This is a genomic window from Murimonas intestini, from assembly GCF_024622195.1.
In the GTDB taxonomy this organism is placed as follows: Bacteria; Bacillota; Clostridia; order Lachnospirales; family Lachnospiraceae; genus Murimonas; species Murimonas intestini.
Genome location: NZ_JANKBI010000016.1, coordinates 51,656 through 71,647 on the forward strand (window position 1 = coordinate 51,656; position 19,992 = coordinate 71,647).

17 protein-coding genes are annotated in these 19,992 nt (G+C 48.1%); all 17 read left to right on the forward strand.

The genetic code is table 11. The annotated features are described in order from the left end of the window. Positions 1-10: 10 nt before the first annotated feature. Positions 11-2,320, forward strand: coding sequence for a glycoside hydrolase family 31 protein (locus NSB28_RS19135; protein ID WP_109748232.1), 2,310 nt, complete (start codon positions 11-13; stop codon positions 2,318-2,320). Then, positions 2,313-3,386 (forward strand): uroporphyrinogen decarboxylase family protein, encoded by a 1,074-nt coding sequence (locus NSB28_RS19140; protein WP_257497892.1) that lies wholly within the window; start codon positions 2,313-2,315, stop codon positions 3,384-3,386. The genes NSB28_RS19135 and NSB28_RS19140 overlap by 8 nt, the downstream gene beginning before the upstream one ends. Positions 3,387-3,549: 163 nt before the next feature. Beyond that, a complete protein-coding gene (locus NSB28_RS19145; RefSeq protein ID WP_109748230.1) occupies positions 3,550-3,918 on the forward strand; it encodes a GntR family transcriptional regulator in 369 nt (122 codons plus the stop codon). Positions 3,919-3,935: 17 nt separating this feature from the next. Continuing rightward, the gene (locus NSB28_RS19150) at positions 3,936-6,392 is read left to right on the forward strand and encodes an ATP-dependent Clp protease ATP-binding subunit (protein WP_109748229.1); all 2,457 of its coding nucleotides are present in this window, start codon (positions 3,936-3,938) and stop codon (positions 6,390-6,392) included. Between the two features lie 128 nt (positions 6,393-6,520). Further along, a complete protein-coding gene (locus tag NSB28_RS19155) occupies positions 6,521-6,937 on the forward strand; it encodes an endosialidase (RefSeq protein WP_109748228.1) in 417 nt (138 codons plus the stop codon). A gap of 138 nt (positions 6,938-7,075) precedes the next feature. Then, the gene (radA, locus tag NSB28_RS19160; protein ID WP_109748227.1) at positions 7,076-8,437 is read left to right on the forward strand and encodes a DNA repair protein RadA; all 1,362 of its coding nucleotides are present in this window, start codon (positions 7,076-7,078) and stop codon (positions 8,435-8,437) included. A 19-nt stretch (positions 8,438-8,456) separates the two neighbouring features. Beyond that, entirely contained in the window at positions 8,457-10,058 is a 1,602-nt protein-coding gene (locus NSB28_RS19165) for a DUF2961 domain-containing protein (RefSeq protein WP_109748226.1), read from the forward strand. Next, positions 10,045-11,412 carry an ABC transporter substrate-binding protein gene (locus NSB28_RS19170; protein WP_109748225.1) on the forward strand — a complete coding sequence of 456 codons (1,368 nt, stop codon included), beginning with the start codon at positions 10,045-10,047 and terminating at the stop codon, positions 11,410-11,412. The genes NSB28_RS19165 and NSB28_RS19170 overlap by 14 nt, the downstream gene beginning before the upstream one ends. 156 nt (positions 11,413-11,568) lie before the next feature. Beyond that, positions 11,569-12,873 carry an ABC transporter substrate-binding protein gene (locus NSB28_RS19175; protein WP_109748224.1) on the forward strand — a complete coding sequence of 435 codons (1,305 nt, stop codon included), beginning with the start codon at positions 11,569-11,571 and terminating at the stop codon, positions 12,871-12,873. 112 nt (positions 12,874-12,985) lie between these two features. Beyond that, positions 12,986-13,873, forward strand: a complete 888-nt coding sequence (locus tag NSB28_RS19180) for a carbohydrate ABC transporter permease (RefSeq protein WP_109748223.1) — start codon at positions 12,986-12,988, stop codon at positions 13,871-13,873. Then, positions 13,870-14,715: a carbohydrate ABC transporter permease gene (locus tag NSB28_RS19185; RefSeq protein ID WP_109748222.1), complete on the forward strand. Its 846-nt coding sequence runs from the start codon at positions 13,870-13,872 to the stop codon at positions 14,713-14,715. The genes NSB28_RS19180 and NSB28_RS19185 overlap by 4 nt, the downstream gene beginning before the upstream one ends. 150 nt (positions 14,716-14,865) lie before the next feature. Continuing rightward, complete coding sequence (locus tag NSB28_RS19190) at positions 14,866-16,398, forward strand: response regulator transcription factor (RefSeq protein ID WP_109748221.1); 1,533 nt, start codon at positions 14,866-14,868, stop codon at positions 16,396-16,398. Then, positions 16,395-18,155: a cache domain-containing sensor histidine kinase gene (locus NSB28_RS19195; RefSeq protein ID WP_109748220.1), complete on the forward strand. Its 1,761-nt coding sequence runs from the start codon at positions 16,395-16,397 to the stop codon at positions 18,153-18,155. Before NSB28_RS19190 ends, NSB28_RS19195 begins: the two co-directional genes overlap by 4 nt. Then, positions 18,152-18,775, forward strand: coding sequence for a metallophosphoesterase (locus NSB28_RS19200; protein WP_109748219.1), 624 nt, complete (start codon positions 18,152-18,154; stop codon positions 18,773-18,775). Before NSB28_RS19195 ends, NSB28_RS19200 begins: the two co-directional genes overlap by 4 nt. Then, positions 18,772-19,224: a hypothetical protein gene (locus tag NSB28_RS19205; RefSeq protein ID WP_109748218.1), complete on the forward strand. Its 453-nt coding sequence runs from the start codon at positions 18,772-18,774 to the stop codon at positions 19,222-19,224. The genes NSB28_RS19200 and NSB28_RS19205 overlap by 4 nt, the downstream gene beginning before the upstream one ends. Further along, positions 19,221-19,466 carry a hypothetical protein gene (locus tag NSB28_RS19210; protein ID WP_330581442.1) on the forward strand — a complete coding sequence of 82 codons (246 nt, stop codon included), beginning with the start codon at positions 19,221-19,223 and terminating at the stop codon, positions 19,464-19,466. Before NSB28_RS19205 ends, NSB28_RS19210 begins: the two co-directional genes overlap by 4 nt. 76 nt (positions 19,467-19,542) lie before the next feature. After that, positions 19,543-19,992, forward strand: coding sequence for a YaiI/YqxD family protein (locus NSB28_RS19215; RefSeq protein WP_109748217.1), 450 nt, complete (start codon positions 19,543-19,545; stop codon positions 19,990-19,992).

The following is a 19,992-nucleotide window of genomic DNA, read 5'->3' on the forward strand; positions in this document are numbered from 1 at the left end:
GGGGTGCTTTATGGGCTTTCGTAATATACGTCTGCTGAATGAAGTGATTGATGTCAGCCAGCCTTTCGCAGAGGAGAATAATATATTCTTCCATATGACAAGAGTAAAGGAACTGGATGTGCACAGCGGAGCAGGTGTGATGGAATGGCAGCGGTATTCTAAGAAAATACGCACGTCCTTCAGCCAGGTATCCATGCCGTTCGAGAGGAGCGGAGGGTGGGAATTCCCTGATGAATATGGACAGGATAAGCTGCTGCCTTTTGATATATCTTTTATTGGCACAAATGTGATCCGTCTCAGGATGTCGGCAAAAGGCCCTCTGCCGGATAGAAGGGAAAAATCCCTTATGCTTGAAAAATTTCAGGAATCCCGGTGGGAGTGCAGGAGGCAGGAGGGGGGTGTCTGCTATACAGACAGCGCGGGAAGCTGTGTCATTGAGTTTGAGCCATCCAGGATCAGGATATTAGACAGGAGCGGACGGCTGCTGACTAAGACAAAGCTGATCCAGGACAAAGCGGGGATTGTAAACAGTGAACCAGTGCCCACCTCTTTTGTGCGGTGTACAGATGACCTGAAAAGATATCTGTCCCTGTCTCTGTCCATCAAGCCGGATGAAGCTTTTCTGGGAGGAGGGGAATCCTTCACAGAAATAAATAAGAGGGGCCAGAAGCTGAATTTGTGGATGTGTGATCCAAAGGGAACTATGAACCGGGAGATGTACAAACCAGTGCCGTTTCTGATCAGCAGCAGCGGATATGGACTTTTTGTGCATACCTCCGCGCCGGTGACCTTTGATCTGGGCTACAGCTATAATGCGGCTGCCAATATTTATGCCGGGGATGAGATACTGGACTGCTTTTTTATACTGGGAGATCCAAGACAGATATTGGAGAGTTATACACGTCTTACGGGGAGGGCACCTGTTCTTCCTCTTTGGACCTTTGGACTCTGGATGGGAAGGATCACTTACCAGTCACAGAAGGAAGTGATGGCAGTGGCCAAAAACCTGCGCAGCCACAGGATCCCCTGTGATGTAATACATATTGACACAGGCTGGTTTGATGTAGAGTGGCGGTGTAATTATGAGTTTGCGCCGGATAGGTTTGAAGATCCGGAAGAAATGCTGAGGGAACTTAAAGACATGGATCTTCATGCCAGCCTGTGGCAGATGCCATATTTCAATCCTAATAATACACTATATCCCGAGATCATGGAAAAGGGGCTGGCAGTTTTAGACGGGGAAGGAAGGCTTCCAGGAGAAGATGCGGTGCTGGATTTCAGCAGCGAAGACACAGGTGAATGGTACAGCAGAAAGATAGAAAAACTGACCCGTATGGGTGTTTCTGCCATTAAGGCGGACTTTGGTGAGGGGGCTCCCCTTGCAGGGCAGTACAAAAGCGGAAAAAGCGGGCTGACAGAACACAACCTCTATCCGCTGCGCTACGCAAAAGCAGTCTGTGAGGGACAAAAAAGAGCCGGGGCAGAACAGGCTGTAATCTGGGCCAGGAGCGCCTGGGCAGGAAGCCAGAAGTATCCGGTGCACTGGGGAGGGGATTCAGAGACAAGCGATTCAGGCATGGCGTCAAGCCTGCGCGGAGGCCTCAGCCTGGGAGCCTGCGGTTTTACATACTGGAGCCATGATGTGGGCGGATTTGTCAAAAAAAGTCCGGCGGAGCTGTACCTGAGGTGGCTGGCATTCGGAATTTTTACCTCCCACATAAGATGTCATGGACAGCCGCCCAAGGAGCCGTGGGAGTATGGGGAAGAATTTACTGAGAGCTTCAGGAAAATTGTCAGTACAAGATATCATCTGCTCCCCTACATCTACACCCAGTCTGTGTATGCCGCAGAACGGGGACTGCCGGTAGTGCGTGCTTTGGCTATAGATTATCCCCGGGATCCTATCTGCTGGAAGATCGGCGACCAGTACATGTTTGGAGAAAATATGCTGGTAGCCCCTCTTCTGGAGGCAAATATCTGCAGCAGATATGTATACCTCCCGGAAGGAGAGTGGATTGATTACCAGACCTGCAGGAGCTATAAAGGCAATGCGGGATATCAGATAGAAGCAGCCGGTATCCCGATCATTGTACTTGTGAAAAATGGTTCTCTCATACCTCATACGGAGCGGGATATACAGTCAACGTCAGAACTTGACTGGGAAGAAGTGGTATTCTACGGATATTCGGCAGGAGGGAAGACTGCGTCAGGAATGCTTGGCAGGCCGGGGCAGGGACTGGAATATATTGAAGCCGGGGGTCAGGATGAGGTGCAGGGAAAAGTTAAATTTATGTACAGGAGGGATGGCAGACGTGATTGATTATAAGGAATTTTGGAAAATGAACCAGGTATGTATGACTCTGGGTGAGGATATTCCCAGGGTGCCGGTCAGCCTTTATCTGAATGGAGACTGGATCTGTGCCTATATGCAGCTGGACTGCGCCAGGTATTACACGGAATATGATTACCAGCAGCAGATGCGTGAAAAATGTTCAAAATCAACAGAAAAAGAATTTGGGTATAAAATCATGCCGGAAATAGATTTTGGAGTGATCCTGGATGCGTCTGTTTACGGAGGTGCCCTCAGGTGCGGCCGTGATGCTACTCCCGTACTGGAGCCGGTCATCCATGACCCGGAGGAGATAGGTCCTTTTATCTCCAGAATGGAGAATACAGACTTTTTGTCAAGCGGGCTTGTTCCCAGGTTTCTGGAATGGAGGGAGAGGATCCAGAGAGATTATGGGATAACCATAACTTACGGCGATTCAATCAAAGGCTGTGCCACTATGCTGGGCCAGCTGTGCGGGATTACAAATTTCCTGACATGGATCATGACGGACCCCGATGAGATCCGCGAGCTGGTGGAATTCTGGAAAAGGATGTCGGTACGCTATCTGGAGTCGATGAGAAGCGCCACGGGATTTAAGGGCCAAAATAAATTCTCTTTTGCCAGCGATGTGGCAGGAATGCTTCCGCCATATCTCTATGATGAATTTATCAGGGAAGCAGAGGGGGAAATCTATGAGAGGTTTGCTCCGGGAAGCCAGGGACGCAGATATTACCACGCAGACTACCATATGCTCCATCTGCTGCCTCTTTTGAAAAATATCGGGGTAAATGAAGTGAATGTGGATCCTTACATCGAAGCAGAAGAGATCCTGAAGGTGATGCCGGATACTGTGATATATGGGCAGATACCACCAAAAGACATTCTTTTGAGGGGGACACCTGAGAGCATACACCAGTGTGTCAAAAATAACATCAGACAGGCTGGGGAAGGGAAGCATATTGTAGTCAGCACAGTGGGGAGCGTCAATCCCCATACATCCTTTGATAATCTGCGGGCAGTATGTGAAGCAGTGGAGGAGTTTGGCTATATATACTGATGGCGCACGGGCGTGTGTCTTGGAAAGTACAGAAGGAAAGCGATGATGGACGTTTCATCAGCGCTTTCCTTTTTTGATGCTCTTGTTTTATTGTGAGTTTTGTGCTATTATACGTATAACAAACGCAGGATAATCAGGCATACAGAACAGGAAAGGTGATAGCATGTATATTAAAATTGATTTTCAAAGTGAGGAAGCTATTTATATACAGCTTCGTAACCAGATAATTCTGGGGATTGCCACGTCAAATATACAGGAGGGTGATACTCTGCCGTCAGTGCGTCAGCTGGCGGAGGATATCGGCATTAATATGCATACCGTAAACAAGGCTTATTCAGTCTTAAAGCAGGAGGGCTTTGTTACCATCGACAGGAGGAGGGGAGCCATCGTATCCCTTGATGTGGATAAGATGAGGGCCATAGAAGAAATGAAGAGGAACCTGCAGGTGATCCTGGCGGAGGGCAGATGCAGGAATATATCATGCCAGGAGGTTCACCAGCTGGTAGATGAGATTTTTTCAGAATATGAATAGCAGGAGGAACATTTTACATGCGTATTGAGTATACACAGAGTGCAAAGGATGCACTGAAAGCGGCTAAAAATGCGGCAAAGCAGCTGGGACACAGCTACATCGGCTCGGAGCATCTGCTGCTGGGGCTGCTGCGTGAGCAGCACGGGACTGCAGGCATGGTGCTCAGGGACTGCGGACTGGAGGAGGAGAAGCTTCTCAGGATGATCGACGAGCTGATCGCGCCGGAGGGAAATACAGCCCTGGCCGGAAGAGAGGGATATACCCCCAGGGCCGAAGCTATCCTGGACAACAGCCGCGGGGAGGCAGTGTCCTTTCACATGGAGGAGATAGGAACAGAGCATATCCTCATGTCTCTTCTGAAGGATACAGAATGTGTGGCATCCAAGCTTCTCTATACCATGAATGTGAATTTCCAGAAGGTCTTTATAGAAGTATTAGAGACTATGGGAATCGGTGAGGAGATGTACAAGGAGCTGATCCAGAACGCCAAAGCGGCCAGAAATAAGCAGAGCGGCGGAACCGGGACACCTACCCTTGATCAGTATGGAAGGGATCTTACGCAGATGGCAGGGGAAGGCGGGCTGGATCCTGTCATAGGGCGTGAGATGGAGATCAACAGGCTTTTGCAGATCCTGAGCAGGAGGACTAAGAACAACCCCTGCCTGATCGGCGAGCCGGGAGTCGGAAAGACGGCGATCGCGGAAGGGCTGGCCCAGAGGATAGTGACAGGGGCTGTCCCTCAGACAGTCCAGGATAAGAGGGTGGTGACCCTGGACCTGGCAAGTATGATAGCCGGTTCTAAATACAGAGGCGAGTTTGAGGAGAGGATAAAAAAGGTCATAAGAGAGGTCAGTGAGAGCGGTGATGTGCTGTTATTTATAGACGAGCTGCACACCATCATCGGAGCGGGCGGCGCCGAGGGCGCTATGGATGCTTCTAATATCCTAAAACCGGCTCTGGCCCGGGGTGAGATCCAGCTGATCGGAGCCACGACTATTGAAGAATACAGAAAATATATTGAGAAAGACCCTGCCCTGGAGCGCAGGTTCCAGCCTGTGACCGTAGATGAGCCTACGCCGGAAGAAGCCCTGGAGATACTTAAAGGGCTGAGGTCCTGTTATGAAGAACACCATGGGGTAATCATCACTGACGAAGCGCTGGAAGCGGCAGTGAAAATGTCAGAGCGTTATATAAATGACAGATTTCTTCCCGATAAGGCCATTGATCTCATAGATGAGGCAGCGTCCAAAAAACAGCTAGGGGGCTACAAGGTCCCGCATAATATAGAAGAGCTCCAGAACGAGATCTTTGATCTCTACGACGAAAAGGAAGAGGCCATCAAGGAAGGTAATTTCGAGAGGGCTGCCCTCCTGAAAAAAGAGCAGGAGGATAAAGAAGATAAACTGGCCCGCATGAAGCAGAGGCTGGAGCGGAAGTATTCCCAGAACAGGCTTCAGGTGACAGAGGAGGATATCGCAGACGTGGTCTCCTCGTGGACAAAGATACCTGTGAAGAAGCTTGCGGAAAAGGAAAGCCAGAGGCTTCTGAAGCTGGATAAGACACTGCATCAGCGTGTTGTCGGGCAGGAAGAGGCAGTGACTGCCGTGGCAAAGGCGGTGCGCCGGGGAAGAGTGGGACTGAAGGATCCCAAGAGGCCGATAGGTTCTTTTCTGTTTTTGGGGCCTACAGGCGTGGGCAAGACAGAGCTGTCCAAGGCTCTGGCAGAGACAGTATTCGGAAGCGAACAGGCCATGATCCGGGTAGATATGTCTGAGTATATGGAGAAGCACAGCGTATCCAAGCTGGTGGGCTCACCGCCCGGATATGTGGGCTATGATGAAGGCGGACAGCTGAGTGAAAAAGTGCGCCGCAATCCTTATTCCGTTATCCTCTTTGATGAGATAGAGAAAGCCCACCCGGATGTGTTTAATATCCTGCTGCAGGTGCTGGATGACGGACATATCACAGATGCCCAGGGCAGGAAGATAGATTTTAAGAATACGATCCTTATCATGACCTCAAATGCGGGCGCCCAGTCAATCATGTCACCGAAAAAGCTTGGGTTCGGCGCCGTGGATGATGAGAAGCAGAATTATGACAGGATGAAGGGTAGCGTCATGGAAGAGGTAAAGCGTCTCTTCAAACCGGAATTCTTAAATCGTATTGATGAGATCATTGTATTTCATTCACTTACAAAGGAAAATATCCGTGAGATCGTGGATATACTTGTAAAGGGCTTTGCTAAGCGCTGCAGGGAGCAGATGAATATCACCCTGAATGTACGTCCGGCGGCCAGGGATTTTATCGCGAAGGAGGGCTATGACCAGAAATACGGTGCAAGACCCCTGAAGCGGGCTATCCAGAACAAGATAGAGGATGCCCTTGCAGAAGAGATACTGGAGGGCAGGATAAAAGAGGGCGATACTGTAAGTGTGGGCGTAAGCGGAGACAAAATTAAATTTTTTGTGAAATAAGATAAATATCTAGCATATTTCTCTATTTTGTGATAGAATTTAGCCAACAAATTTGAAATTACAAATGCGGCGGGAAAAGCGCAGACCGCCTTTTCCCGTTCACAACAAGATCTTAGGAGGGCATTAAAATGTCAGTTGTAACAGAGTTAATACGCACAGAAGCAGATGGTACCATTAGTTTCGGGAATTATGAACTGATTCAGAAAGAAAAGATGGATGGATACGAGCATGAAGGCGATTTATATAAGGTGAAGACCTACAGGGAAATCACGAAACTGGAACGTAATGGGATGTTTGTCTATGAGTCTGTGCCGGGAACTGCAGTTCACGGGCTCTCTGTGACAGGAGACACGATGGAATTTGAGGTGGAAGGCTCGGAAGATGCCCAGATTACAGTGCAGATGGAAGACGGTGCTGAGTACAGCGTATACATAGACGGAGCGGACGCAGGAAGCGTCAAGGCAAACATGGGAGGAAAGCTCGTACTCAGTGTTGAGCTGGATCCGGGCAGGAACGCTGCAATCAAGATCGTAAAAGGTAACTGACCATTACCTGCAGAGTACAGTAAAGCATGGGCTTATGCCTGTGCCAGAGGAGGAGGCCGTTGGGACGAGAGGTTCCAGCGGTCTTTTTCTACTAAAGGCTGCACACGTTGAGAAAACAATAGACAGAAGGAGAAATTTATGGCAAAGGGTAAGACAACGGTATTTTACTGCCAGAATTGCGGATATGAATCTTCTAAATGGGCGGGACAGTGTCCGTCCTGCAGGGAGTGGAATACATTTGTGGAGGAGGTAGTCCAGAAGGGCGTATCTGCCAGGGAGGCTGTTAAGAAAAGGGAAAATCTGAAGCCTGTGTCCCTGAAAGAAGTGGACACAAGTGAGGCTTTGAGGATCACTACGGGCATGGAGGAGCTTGACAGAGTGCTGGGCGGAGGGATCGTGCCCGGCTCCCTGGTGCTGGTGGGCGGTGACCCGGGCATAGGGAAATCCACCCTGCTGCTCCAGGTGTGCAAAAATCTGACGGAGCTGAATAAATCTGTCCTGTATATCTCGGGTGAGGAATCACTGCAGCAGATCAAGCTCCGCGCCCAGAGGATAGGAGAGTTCGGGGAGAGCCTGCTCCTGCTGTGTGAGACAAATCTGGATACGATCAGCGAAGTCATAAAGGCCAGGAAGCCGGATGTGGTAGTGATCGATTCCATTCAGACTATGTATAATGAGACTGTGTCTTCAGCGCCGGGAAGTGTCTCTCAGGTGAGGGAATCTACAGGAGTTCTGATGCAGCTGGCGAAGGGGATTGGGATCTCTATCTTTATCGTGGGGCACGTGACAAAAGAAGGCGTGGTGGCAGGGCCCAGGGTGCTGGAGCATATGGTGGATACCGTCCTTTATTTCGAGGGGGACAGGCATGCTGCCTACCGCATCTTAAGAGGGGTCAAGAACAGGTTTGGCTCCACAAATGAGATAGGTGTGTTCGAAATGCGGGATACAGGGCTTGAGCAGGTGGCAAATCCTTCTGAATATATGCTGAGCGGGAAGCCGGAGAACTCTTCCGGGTCCATCGTGGCATGCTCCATGGAGGGGACGAGGCCGATCCTGCTGGAAGTGCAGGCGCTCGTCTGCCAGAGCAATCTGGCTATGCCCAGGAGGACGGCGGCGGGAACAGATTATAACAGGGTGAACCTGCTCATGGCAGTGCTGGAAAAGAGACTGGGAATGCATCTGTCTGCCTGCGATGCATATGTGAATATTGCAGGCGGGATCAGGATGAATGAGCCGGCCATTGACCTGGCCATTGTCCTGGCTATCGTGTCCAGCTATAAGGACAGGCCTGTGGACGAGAAAACCATAGCCTTTGGCGAAGTGGGCTTAAGCGGTGAGGTGAGGGCTGTCAGCATGGTCCAACAGAGAGTGGCGGAAGCCAGAAAGCTGGGATTTGAGACCGTGATCCTGCCGCAGGTCTGCCTGAAGTCTGTGGAAAAGCTGCAGGGCATAAAAATCATAGGGGTAAGCACAGTTAAGGATGCAGTCAGATGTATTTAATAGGGGGAGGTGCTGATTGATGGAAAATTATACATACGAGCAGCTGCTGGAGAAAATGACTGATTTAAGGGGACTGGCCATAGCGCCCAGGAAGGGTGAGCAGGGAGGATGCTTCTCCAGCTTTGACAGGAGGTCCAGATATGATGGAAGAAAAGACAGGTATATAGACTGGGGAGCAAATGAGGACGGGACTGGCTGCATAAGTGAGGAGAAGGGCTCCTATGTAGTGTTTGATAAAAAAGGGCCGGGCGTCGTCTGGAGGGTCTGGTCTGCCATGCCGGGCAAGGGCCATATCAGAATATTTATAGATGACCGCAGGGAGCCGGAGATAGATATGGAGTTCAGGGATTTCTTTGAGAAATATTGTGACGAGCCAATGCCTGCCAATTATCCGGGGATGATGATGACGCTCTCCAGAGGGAAGAACAGGTTTATCCCCATACCCTTCCAGAAACGCTGCAGGATCCTTTTGAATAAAGGCTGGGGAATGTATTACCATTTTACGTACAGTGTATTTCCGAAAGAGACTATGCTGCCTTCCTTTGATATGCAGCTCATGCGTGATATGAGGATTCCCCTGGCGGTCACAGACAGGCAGCTGTCATCTAAAGGAAAATATCCGTACAGGATGGATAAGGGGGAGAGGGTACAGGAACTGAAGCTGAGGATAAATCCTGGTGAGAGATGGAAGGGAAGAGAGAAGGTTCCGGGTGCCCTGACGTGTCTTGCTGTAAAAACTCTGCCCGGCGGGACAGACCTTTTACAGCTCTTTAGACAGACGGGCCTGAGTATTTACTGGGACAGGGAGGAGGAGCCGTCAATTGAGTGCAGGCTTGGAAATTTTTATGCCAGCCCGGGCGGTGCGTCTGAATTTCGCTCCTATCCTGTAATGGTGGGGCCGGAGGAGGCAGCCGCATACTGGTATATGCCGTACAGGATGTTTGACATAGCCCTTAAGAATAACGGGTCAGAGCCGCTTATTTTTAAACTCATCCTGGTCCAGAGGGACGAGGAGCCGGAGTGGATAGACAGCGCCATGCGCTTCTGCTGTAAGACCCACACGGGAGACGGGACAGAAGAGTTAAAGAAAGCAGGCCTTCCATATACACGTTTCCAGCCGGGTGGTGACAGGTGGCCTGACTGGCCTGTACTGCTGGCAAAAGGGACAGGCAGGTTCTGCGGGATGAACCTCATGGTGGAAAACACCTGGAAAGCCCCGGCAGAGCAGGCAAAGAGCTGGTGGTGGGGCGAGATGGATGAAAAGACTGTAGACTGGTGGTGGGGTGAAGGAGATGAGAAATTTTTTGTGGACGGGGAGAAATTTCCCTCTACCTTCGGTACAGGAAGCGAAGACTATGTGGGATACGCATGGGCGGCAGAACCTCCACATGCGGCCTTTGACAGCCCCTACGCTGTCCAGAACGAAGTTCCCATTGACGGAAACGGGATCACAAGTGTCAGCCGTTTCCACATCTGTGACAACATACCCTTCCAGAATGAGTTCCAGGGATTTATTGAGAAATACAAAGGAGAGCGCTGGGATGAGAGGCTGGACGGCGTGTGCAGGTATGAATGCACGTCCTATTATTATCTGAAGGACAGGAAAAATGGAGAAAAGTAAGTCTAAGAAAAGAAGAATCCTGGTTTCTGCCATTCTGACAGGAGCGCTGGCCATGACAGGATGTGCGGGAGCTGGGTCGGCCGTGTCCCAGGCGCCGGGGGAAACAGGGCAGGTAGCAAAAAAGACAAAGCTTACCATGTGGGCCTGGGATGATTCATTCAATGTGAAGGCGGCAAAGCTGGCAAAGGACTATTATGAGAAGGAACATCCGGATGTAGAGATAGAGGTTGTTTCCAGGGAGAGAAATGAGATAGTCGGGAAGCTGGATTACGGCCTGGCGGCACAGGCTTATGAGAACCTACCGGATATTGTGCTGGTGGAGGATTACGAGATACAGGAATTTTTCCTGAAATATGAAGATGAATTCGCGGAACTGTCGGACGTTCTGGATTACAGCGAGTTTATGGATTATAAGACAAGTCTTGTATCCAGGGAGGGCAGATGCTACGGCATCCCCTTTGACAGCGGCGCTGCTGTCATGTTTTACCGGCTGGACCTGATTGAGAAGGCAGGGTATAAGGAAGAGGATATGGAAGACCTGACATGGGAGAGATTTATTGAGATTGGAAAAGCAGTCAGGGAGAAGACAGGCGCCTATCTGCTGACAGTTGAGCCTAAGGATCTGGGGATCATCAGGATCATGCTCCAGAGTGCGGGAAAGTGGTATGTGGGACCAAATGGCACAGACGTGGATATAGAGGGAAATCAGGTCCTCAAGGATGCCATATGTATTTATAAGAAGCTTCTGGATGAGGGAGTGGCGTGTACTGCCCTGGGGTGGGATGAATTTGTCTCAGCATTTCAGAGCGGGAAGGTGGCCAGCGTAGTGTCGGGCTGCTGGATCGCGTCAACCATCCAGGAATCCGAAGAACAGGCTGGCTGCTGGAGAGTGGCCAGGATCCCCAAAATGGGCAGCTGTCCTGAATCAGTGAATGCTTCCAATATAGGCGGGAGCAGCTGGTACCTGCTGAAAAATAAAGGCAATGTGGAGGAGGCAAAGGAATTTATGGCAGGCACATTTGGGGAAAATAAGGAATTCCTCAATGAGCTTGTTGGTGAGATCAATCTTGTGAGCACCAGAAAGGACGCCGGAAGCCTTCCAAATTATCAGACACCGAACGAATACTTTGGTAACGAAGTGATCTTAAGGACATTTGCAAAAGTGGCTGAGGAAGTGCCGGGCGTAAATTACGGACTGAACACTTATGACGCAGAGGAACAGCTCTCCTCGGAACTGCAGTCCATCATAAACGGCAGTGATGTGGATGAAGCCCTGCACAGGGTACAGATCAAAGTTGTAAGCATTATAGGGGATGCCGCAGGGCATCCCCTTAAAATTTCCCAAATTTCTTAAAATATTTCTAGTACTAATTCCAGATTCTTAAAATATTAAAAATTTCTGCAAACATATTCCTAAAGAAAAACAACCCCCCTGTGATAAGATAATTTCAACAAAACAAAGAGCACTAAGGTGCAGATGAAATTTCTGGTTTTTAAAAGGAGGACAAAAATGAAGGTTAAAAAAGTGTTGGCAGTCATGATGGCAGGTACAATGGCAATGGGTATTGCAGTGTGTTCTGATGCAGGGCTCGGAACAGTAAAGGCTGCAGATGATGCATCAGACAAGACCCTCACAATATGGGCCTGGGATGAAGCATTTAATATTGTGGCGGCAAATGAGGCAAAAGAGATCTATCAGAAAGAGAATCCTGATGCAGAGGTAAATGTAGTGACTATGGCCCAGGATGATATTGTGGCAAAACTTAATACAAGCCTTTCCTCACAGTCGTATGACGGACTTCCTGATATTGTACTGATTGAAGACTACAAGGCACAGGGTTACCTGACCGCTTATACAGATGAATTTGCGGAGCTGGATGACGTGGCAAAGCCGGATGATTTTGCAGCCTATAAGACAGGAGTTAACCAGGCAGACGGCAAGATGTATGGAATCCCCTTTGACAGCGGTGTCGCAGCTACCTTCTACAGGACAGATTATATTGAAGAGGCAGGATATACACAGGAAGATATGCAGGATCTTACCTGGGAAAAATATATTGAGATAGGTAAAGCAGTCAAGGAAAAATGCGGAGTAGATATGTGTACATTAGATCCCAGCGATATCGGACAGATACGTATGATGATGCAGAGCGCCGGAAGCTGGTACACAGATGCGGAGGGGAAAGTATCTATCGAAGATAACCAGGCCCTCAAGGATGCTGTTACAGAATACAAGAATCTGGTAGATGCAGGCATTACAAAGCAGGTAGCTGACTGGGATCAGTTCGTAGGAGCATTTAATAACGGGGAAGTGGCTTCAGTTGTAACAGGATGCTGGATAGCACCTTCTATCCAGAAGGCAGAAGACCAGAGCGGAAAATGGGCAGTAGCTCCATTCCCGAAAATGGAGATCAACGATGCTTCCATCAATGCTTCTTCTATAGGCGGTGCAGGATGGTATGTGCTGAAAAACGTTGGACATGAAGAGCTGGCAAAAGATTTCCTGGCAAAGACATTTGCAGGCAACGTAGACCTTATGAACCAGCTTGTTAAGGATATTACGCTGGTCAGCACTCTGAATACGGCATCAGAAGCCCCGAACTATTCAGAAGGCTCAGAGTTCTTCGGAGGACAGAAGATTTTTGATGATTTCTCTAACTGGACAAAAGAAGTGCCAAGCGTTAACTATGGAATGCACACTTATGCTATTGAAGACATTATGACTGAAGCTGTACAGGCTATCGTTGGAGGAGCTGATATGGACTCCGTCCTGGGAGATTATCAGATCCAGGCAGAGGCAGCAGTAGCACAGTAGAAATAATATAGCGGGGGCGCGCCGAAACGGCGCACCCTTTTATCTTGAAAGCAGATAAAGCCTCCCGCGGATTGCAGAGGCATTCTTGAAATTTCAGAAGGAGAAAGCCATTATGTATAAATCACACAGCAGTGTACAGATGCGTCAAAACCGCAGATCCTGGCTGTTTATCATTCCAAGTATGGCCCTGATCATTGCATTTGTATTCTATCCCATGGTTCAGGCATTTTTTACATCGCTCCAGACCGGAATGGCAAATAATCTGAGCTTTTCCGGAGCTGCAAACTATGAGAGGCTTCTGACAGACTCCACCTTTAAAAAGGCCCTGTTTAACACAGTGCTTTATCTTGTCATCCAGGTTCCGATCATGATTATCCTGGCCCTTGTCATTTCCTCTATGCTGAACAATAAGAAACTGAAGTTCAGAGGTTTTTTCAGGACAGCCATTTTTCTTCCATGTGTGACATCTCTGGTGGCATATTCTATTATCTTTAAGAGCCTGTTTGCCACAGATGGATTTGTAAATGCCATCCTCATGAACCTGCATATTATTTCCAATCCCATAGCCTGGATCACAGATCCTGTTTTTGCCAGAGTACTTATCATTATCGCAATAACATGGAGGTGGACAGGATATAATATGGTGTTTTATCTGTCAGGCCTGCAGAGCATAGATGATTCAATTTATGAAGCAGCTTCCATAGACGGGGCAAATGGATTCCAGAAATTTAAATCAATTACCCTGCCGCTGTTAAAGCCGATTATCCTGTTTACTACAATTAATTCCACCATCGGAACCCTGCAGCTGTTTGACGAGACTGTGAATATCACAAACGGAGGACCTGCGAATGCCACGATCACAATTTCCCAGTATATCTATAATCTGCTGTTCAAATACCAGCCCAACTTCGGCTATGCGGCAGCTGTATCATATGTCATAGTTGTATTGATCGTGATTCTGTCCTTTATTCAGATGAAAGTAGGTGACGACAAAGAATGAGTAAGAAAGCAAAAGCATCAAATGCAGTCCAGTATGTGATCCTGACGATCTTGTCAGTTGTTTCAGTATTTCCTTTTCTGTGGATGATCATTGCAGCTACCAACAAGTCAGTGGATGTGACAAAAGGGACTTTGATACCGGGTACATATTTCTTTGAGAACCTGAAGGCGCTGCTGGCCTCTGATCTCCAGTACCTGAATGCATTTAAAAATTCACTTGTCATTGCAGTCGTTACCACGGTACTTGCAATGCTGGTATCCTCGGCAGCCGGTTATGCTTTTGAAGTATATAAATCAAAAGGGAAAGACAGAGCTTTCAATATTATCCTGCTCTCCATGATGGTTCCGTTTGCGGCGCTCATGGTACCGCTGTTCCGGTTATTTTCTAAATTCGGAAACATTCCGGGGCTGAAACTGGTAGGATTAAATTCGCCGGGAGCAGTAGTTATAATTGCTGTTGCCACAGCGTTCCTTATTTTCTTTTTCAGGCAGAATACAAAGACATTCCCGAGGGAGCTGATAGAGGCAGCCAGGATAGACGGACTGGGTGAGTTTGGGATATTTACCAGGATATTTATGCCCACAATGAAATCTACCTACGCGGCAGCTGTTGTTGTGACATTTATGACCAGCTGGAATAATTACCTGTGGCCCCTGATAGCACTGCAGTCCCCGCAGAAGAGGACCCTGCCGCTCATCATCTCGGCAATGGGGTCATCCTATACGCCTGATTATGGTATGATGATGACAGCAGTAGTTATCGCTACTCTGCCCACAGCGCTCATATTCTTCCTGATGCAGAAGCAGTTCGTGGCAGGTATGACAGGGTCTGTGAAAGGTTAACAATATTGCGGATATAAACTTGACTACAGTCAGGGGCGAAAAGATGGGCGTCACAGATGCCATCCTTTTTGCCCCTGACTTACTTTGGGATTGACTTACAGTGTAAAAAGCAGTTTAATAAATATAAATATTTGGGATGAGGTGAGTGACGTGGGGGATTTATGCAGGATCGCCATTGTGGATGATGAATTTATAATGCGCCAGGGGATCAAGCATATGCTGGACTGGGAAAAAGAAGGGTTTGAGATAGCGGGCGAGGCGTCCAATGGGAAAGAAGGGCTGGAACTTATCAGGAGGACCCAGCCCCACATCCTTCTCTGCGATATTGTGATGCCTGTTATGGATGGACTGGATCTGGTAAAAATAGTTCATACAGAATTTGCAGATATGCAGATCATTATTTTGAGCGGATATGATGATTTTAAATATGTAAAGGAAACACTGTTAAATGGGGCAGCGGATTATATACTTAAACCGGCGCTAAGCCCCCGGGACCTTCTGAAATCTATACAGAAAGCGGCTGAGCGGATTCCCGGCCTGCAGCTGAAGAGGAGGAAGGCCTCCAGCCTGGAATCTGCAATTGAGAGATATCTTCTGGGGTATGAAGAGAAATTTGAATCTGCGGAGGCCGGAGTGTTTTTTACGGAGACTTATTTTTGCCTGCTGGGTTTTTCACTGGCGCTGCGGTCTGAGCGGAATCAGGACATGTCCAGGCTGCTGTATGAAAAGACAGAGGACTGTCTGGAAAAAATGGATTACTGCAGGAGTATGAAGCTGCTGCTAAAAGAAGATTTTCTGTGTATTGTATTTAACTATAGTGCCAGGGATGCTGCAAGAGTGAAAGAGGATATCAGGGATATGATGAACAGGCTGGCCCTGGTGCACAGAAAAGTATTCGCAGTTCTGGGGAGGCAGCGTACAGAGATAGCAGATCTTAAGGAGGATTATGTAAAGGATATTTTCCCGGGAGCTGACCAGGGCTTTTATTTCAGGGGTGAACCTCTGAAACTGGCGGGAGAGAAAAACGGGACGCAGAGGGAACCGGACAGGTTTGATTTTAATAAATTTGCAAACAGGCTGAATGGAAAACAGTATGAGGAGGCAGTCTTTATGCTGCACGATTATATTATCCATGCCCTGGAATGCCGTGTGCCGGAGTATAAACTTAAAAACCTTACAAAGAATCTGCTTTACAACGTGCTTTCCAGTATGTCAGGGGACAGGCAGCAGTATGACAGGATGAGAAATGAGTACTTCAGAAAGATAGAAGGCGCGGATTATGCGGAGGAGTTCAGGGCAGTCTTTGAGCAGCTGACAGAGGAGCTGGCCAGGGGAAGGCAGAAGGACGATGCAGATTCTACGATCAGCAGGATACTGGAATATATAGAGGCAAATTATGAAAAGGACCTGGATCTTGCGGATGTGGCAGGAGTATTTGGATTCAACTATAATTATTTCTCTGCCTATTTTAATTCACATATTGAAGAAGGTTTCAGTGAGTACCTGAACAGGATCAGGATAGAAAAAGCATGCAGGCTCCTGGAGGAAGGAAACTGCCCTATTTCTCATATCAGCGGCATGGTAGGGTATTCAGACCACAGTTATTTCTGCAGGGTGTTCAAACGTTTTGCCGGCGTCACACCAAGTGCATACAGGCGCAGCAGAAACAGGGAGGTGCGATGAGGAGAGGACTGCATCTAAACAGCATGGTAGTGCGGATATTGTGTACAGTGGCCCTGGGGGTGCTGTCTGCCGCCGCCATCATCAGTGCAATTGTAATTCATATATCTACAGATATTTTTGTGGATACGTATGGAAAGTCACAGGAACAGGTGTTCCGGCAGATTGAAAATGATCTGAATGATTTTCACGAAAATCTTATGAAAATCGTAAATGCCGTGGATTCCAGCTGGGCCTTTCACCTGTATCTGGAGGACGGGGAACAGGAGCCGGCTCTCTCCTTTCAGACAGTATATCAGATGGACTCGGATCTGGAAAAGGCGATTCCTTCAAATATTAATGATATCAGTGTCATGGTAATTGGGATGAACCAGAAGAGCTATATAAACAGGGCAGAGACAATTACAACCCCAAAGGGGGAAATACTTGCCGGTGAAGCGGCCGTGAAGGCACTGGATAATCCTGACTCCATCCAGTATTATATGGCTGAGAACGGCTATACGTCCACAACAAAGGAGAGCAGGGTCCTTATGGCTGTAAAGGCTTTATGCTTTCTGGAATCTAAGGAGCCTTATGGCCTTGTATTTATAACTATTAAAGAAGAAGACTTTGAAAAATTTTATAAATTTTTTACCTCAGACGCAGCAGAATTTTATTTGATCGATTCATCGGGAGAAGTGATATCTTCAAACGATAAGGAAGTGATAGGCAGGAGGGAAGAGAAGGATTACCTGGCAGAAGCTGCGGAGGCGGGGGTGCTGAGATACCAGACGAAAGAAGACGGCAGGCTTTTGACGGTCTTAAATACAGATATGCCTTACTTTGCATGCAGGGCCTATGGTGTCATTGACAATGGAAAGGCTCTGGATAAACTGTACAATGCACCGCAGATTCTGCTGATCTGCGCAGTTATCGGAGCGGCAGTCATGGTGATAACACTCCTGGTAGTACGGCAGACCACAAGGCCGCTGTCAGTTATGGTCAGGAAAATGTCAGGAGCTATTGACAAGGACCTGAAGGAGCATATGGATATAACAGGGTCCGAAGAGGTGCAGGAGCTGGCCAGGACATATAACCGCATGCTGGACGACCTGAACAGTTATATCACGAAACTGATGGAGATACAGAAGGAGAAGCGTAAGGCAGAGATATCGGCCCTTCAGATGCAGATCAACCCCCATTATATCTATAATACTCTGGCAAGCATTAAGTGGCTGATCTATGAAGGGGATACGGAGAAATCCACCAGGACGATAGATGCATTTATTATGCTGCTCCGCAATACTATCAGCAATTCTGACGAGTTTATCACAGTGGGCCAGGAGATAGAGAACCTGAAAAATTATGTGCTGATCAATAATACAAGATATGGGGACAGGATCAAGGCAGAGTATTTTGTAGCGCCTGGCTGCCAGAACTGTATGATTCTGAAGCTGATCCTGCAGCCGTTTGTAGAAAATGCGTTTTTTCATGGCTTTCCGTCTGAGATGCCCGGCCATATACAAGTCTTTGCGGAGAGAGATGGAAGCAATCTGAGGATACAGATTGTGGATGACGGCGTAGGCATGGATCAGGGGCGCCTTAATGATCTGAAAGGAAAGAGGACAAAGACAGAGCATTTTACCGGCATAGGCGTAAATAATGTGGATGACAGGCTGAAGCTGGTCTATGGGGCCGAGTACGGCATCAGCATAGACAGTACAATAAATGAAGGAACAACTGTAACCATAATTTTTCCGGCAGAGGAGTTTAAGGCATGAGATATTATATAGCAGACCTGCATTTCTTTCACGGAGGGCTAAATGACCACATGGACATGCGCGGGTTCCCGGATGTGGGGACAATGAATGCGTATATGGTCAGCCAGTGGAATAAGAAAGTGCATAAGAAGGATGAAGTAGTGATACTGGGAGATCTCTCTTTCGGGAAGGGGGAGGAGACAAATGAAATATTACGGCAGCTGAAGGGGAAGCTGTATCTCATAGAGGGGAACCATGAGCGCTACCTGAAAGATAAAGAATTCCATGCGGACAGGTTTGAGTGGATAAAGCCTTACGCAGAGCTGCATGATAATAAGCGTAAGGTCGTGCTCAGCCATTATCCCATTTTCTGCTATAACGGACAATATAAGACGGATGATGAGGGCAGTCCCAGGACTTACATGCTGTATGGCCATGTGCATGATACCTTTGATGAGCGCCTTGTGGATGAATTTATTTCCATCACCAGGGCATCAGTGAAGAAACAGATAGGCAGCAGTGAGGAAAAGCCTATACCCTGCAATATGATAAATTGTTTCTGTAAATTTTCAGATTATACGCCTTTGAGCCTGGATGAGTGGATCGCGCTGGATGAGAGGCGGAGGGGAGGAAGCAAATGAATATGACGGAATTAAAGGAGCTGGGAGCCATCTGCCTGGAACGGATAACAGATGGTTTTGACAAGTATTCCTATGAAAGCAGATATATGGGCAGTCTGGAGGCTGCGGATGAGATCGGACGGCTGTGGGAGGAAAGAGGGAAGACAGGTGTTTATGCGGACTTCTATTATTATGTCCTTTCAGATGAGTCCAGGGAAAAAGTGGATGAGATCCTGACTGACAGAGAGCGGGAATATTTAAGACAGATTGGCGCGGGCGGCCAGACAGAAAAAGATGACATTATATTTCCGCTGGACGAGACGCTGCTTTCCATAGTTACTAAACTGAATGCAGCCGGGATGCTGTTCTCCACAATATACTTTACAGGAGCTGCGGGCGAAAGAAGTACATGGTGGGGGAACTATAAGGAAGAATATATCATTTTTTCTGACAAGGAGAAACGTGTATGATGGGGCTGTTCCATTCTAAAAAGAAAGATATAAAAAAGAAACAGGAGACAGGAGAATTTGACCGGGAAAGGCAGATCCCTGTACTTCGGGCCAGTATCTGCACTGGCGAGAAAGTCGCGGGCTTCAAGGATAAAGACACGGGAAAGTTCGAAGAAGTCATGCTGATATCAGGGAAACATGATCTGGATGAATTCATGGAGACATACGGGATTTCAGAGGCAGAGATAAAAAAAGAGTGGTAGTGCGCGTCCCGAGACTGTAGCGTGAAGATAATGAAAGTGTATAAGTATATTGAAATTGTGGAAAAGGAGAAAGATTATGCAGATTTATGTGGATGCGGATGCCTGTCCGGTGGTGAGGCAGGTGGAGAGGACAGCAGAGAAGTATGGCATCAATGTGACGCTGCTCTGTGATACGAACCATGTGCTTCAGTCTGATTACAGTGAGGTGAAGATCATTGGCGCAGGCGCGGATGCCGTTGATTTTGCACTCATCAACATGTGCAGGAAGGGAGATATCGTTGTGACCCAGGATTACGGGGTGGCAGCGATGGCCCTGGGCAGGGGGGCAGCCGCCATCCATCAGTCCGGGCGCTGGTATACGGATGAGAATATCAGCCAGCTGCTCATGGAGCGCCATCTGGCCAAACAGGCCAGACGCGCTTCCTCTAAAAATCATCTGAAAGGACCTGCTAAACGGACGAGGGAGGACGATGAGCGCTTTTTGGAGTCTTTTGAAAAGCTTGTGCAAAAGATGCAGCCCATGTGA

Excerpts from the sequence above, each read along its gene's own strand:
- NSB28_RS19215 (WP_109748217.1), top strand. The coding sequence starts at position 19,543 with ATGCAGATTTATGTGGATGCGGATGCCTGTCCGGTGGTGAGGCAGGTG.
- NSB28_RS19185 (WP_109748222.1), top strand. The coding sequence starts at position 13,870 with ATGAGTAAGAAAGCAAAAGCATCAAATGCAGTCCAGTATGTGATCCTG.
- NSB28_RS19180 (WP_109748223.1), top strand. The coding sequence starts at position 12,986 with ATGTATAAATCACACAGCAGTGTACAGATGCGTCAAAACCGCAGATCC.
- NSB28_RS19155 (WP_109748228.1), top strand. The coding sequence starts at position 6,521 with ATGTCAGTTGTAACAGAGTTAATACGCACAGAAGCAGATGGTACCATT.
- NSB28_RS19175 (WP_109748224.1), top strand. The coding sequence starts at position 11,569 with ATGAAGGTTAAAAAAGTGTTGGCAGTCATGATGGCAGGTACAATGGCA.
- NSB28_RS19210 (WP_330581442.1), top strand. The coding sequence starts at position 19,221 with ATGATGGGGCTGTTCCATTCTAAAAAGAAAGATATAAAAAAGAAACAG.
- NSB28_RS19135 (WP_109748232.1), top strand. The coding sequence starts at position 11 with ATGGGCTTTCGTAATATACGTCTGCTGAATGAAGTGATTGATGTCAGC.
- radA (WP_109748227.1), top strand. The coding sequence starts at position 7,076 with ATGGCAAAGGGTAAGACAACGGTATTTTACTGCCAGAATTGCGGATAT.
- NSB28_RS19200 (WP_109748219.1), top strand. The coding sequence starts at position 18,152 with ATGAGATATTATATAGCAGACCTGCATTTCTTTCACGGAGGGCTAAAT.
- NSB28_RS19170 (WP_109748225.1), top strand. The coding sequence starts at position 10,045 with ATGGAGAAAAGTAAGTCTAAGAAAAGAAGAATCCTGGTTTCTGCCATT.
- NSB28_RS19195 (WP_109748220.1), top strand. The coding sequence starts at position 16,395 with ATGAGGAGAGGACTGCATCTAAACAGCATGGTAGTGCGGATATTGTGT.
- NSB28_RS19205 (WP_109748218.1), top strand. The coding sequence starts at position 18,772 with ATGAATATGACGGAATTAAAGGAGCTGGGAGCCATCTGCCTGGAACGG.
- NSB28_RS19150 (WP_109748229.1), top strand. The coding sequence starts at position 3,936 with ATGCGTATTGAGTATACACAGAGTGCAAAGGATGCACTGAAAGCGGCT.
- NSB28_RS19165 (WP_109748226.1), top strand. The coding sequence starts at position 8,457 with ATGGAAAATTATACATACGAGCAGCTGCTGGAGAAAATGACTGATTTA.
- NSB28_RS19145 (WP_109748230.1), top strand. The coding sequence starts at position 3,550 with ATGTATATTAAAATTGATTTTCAAAGTGAGGAAGCTATTTATATACAG.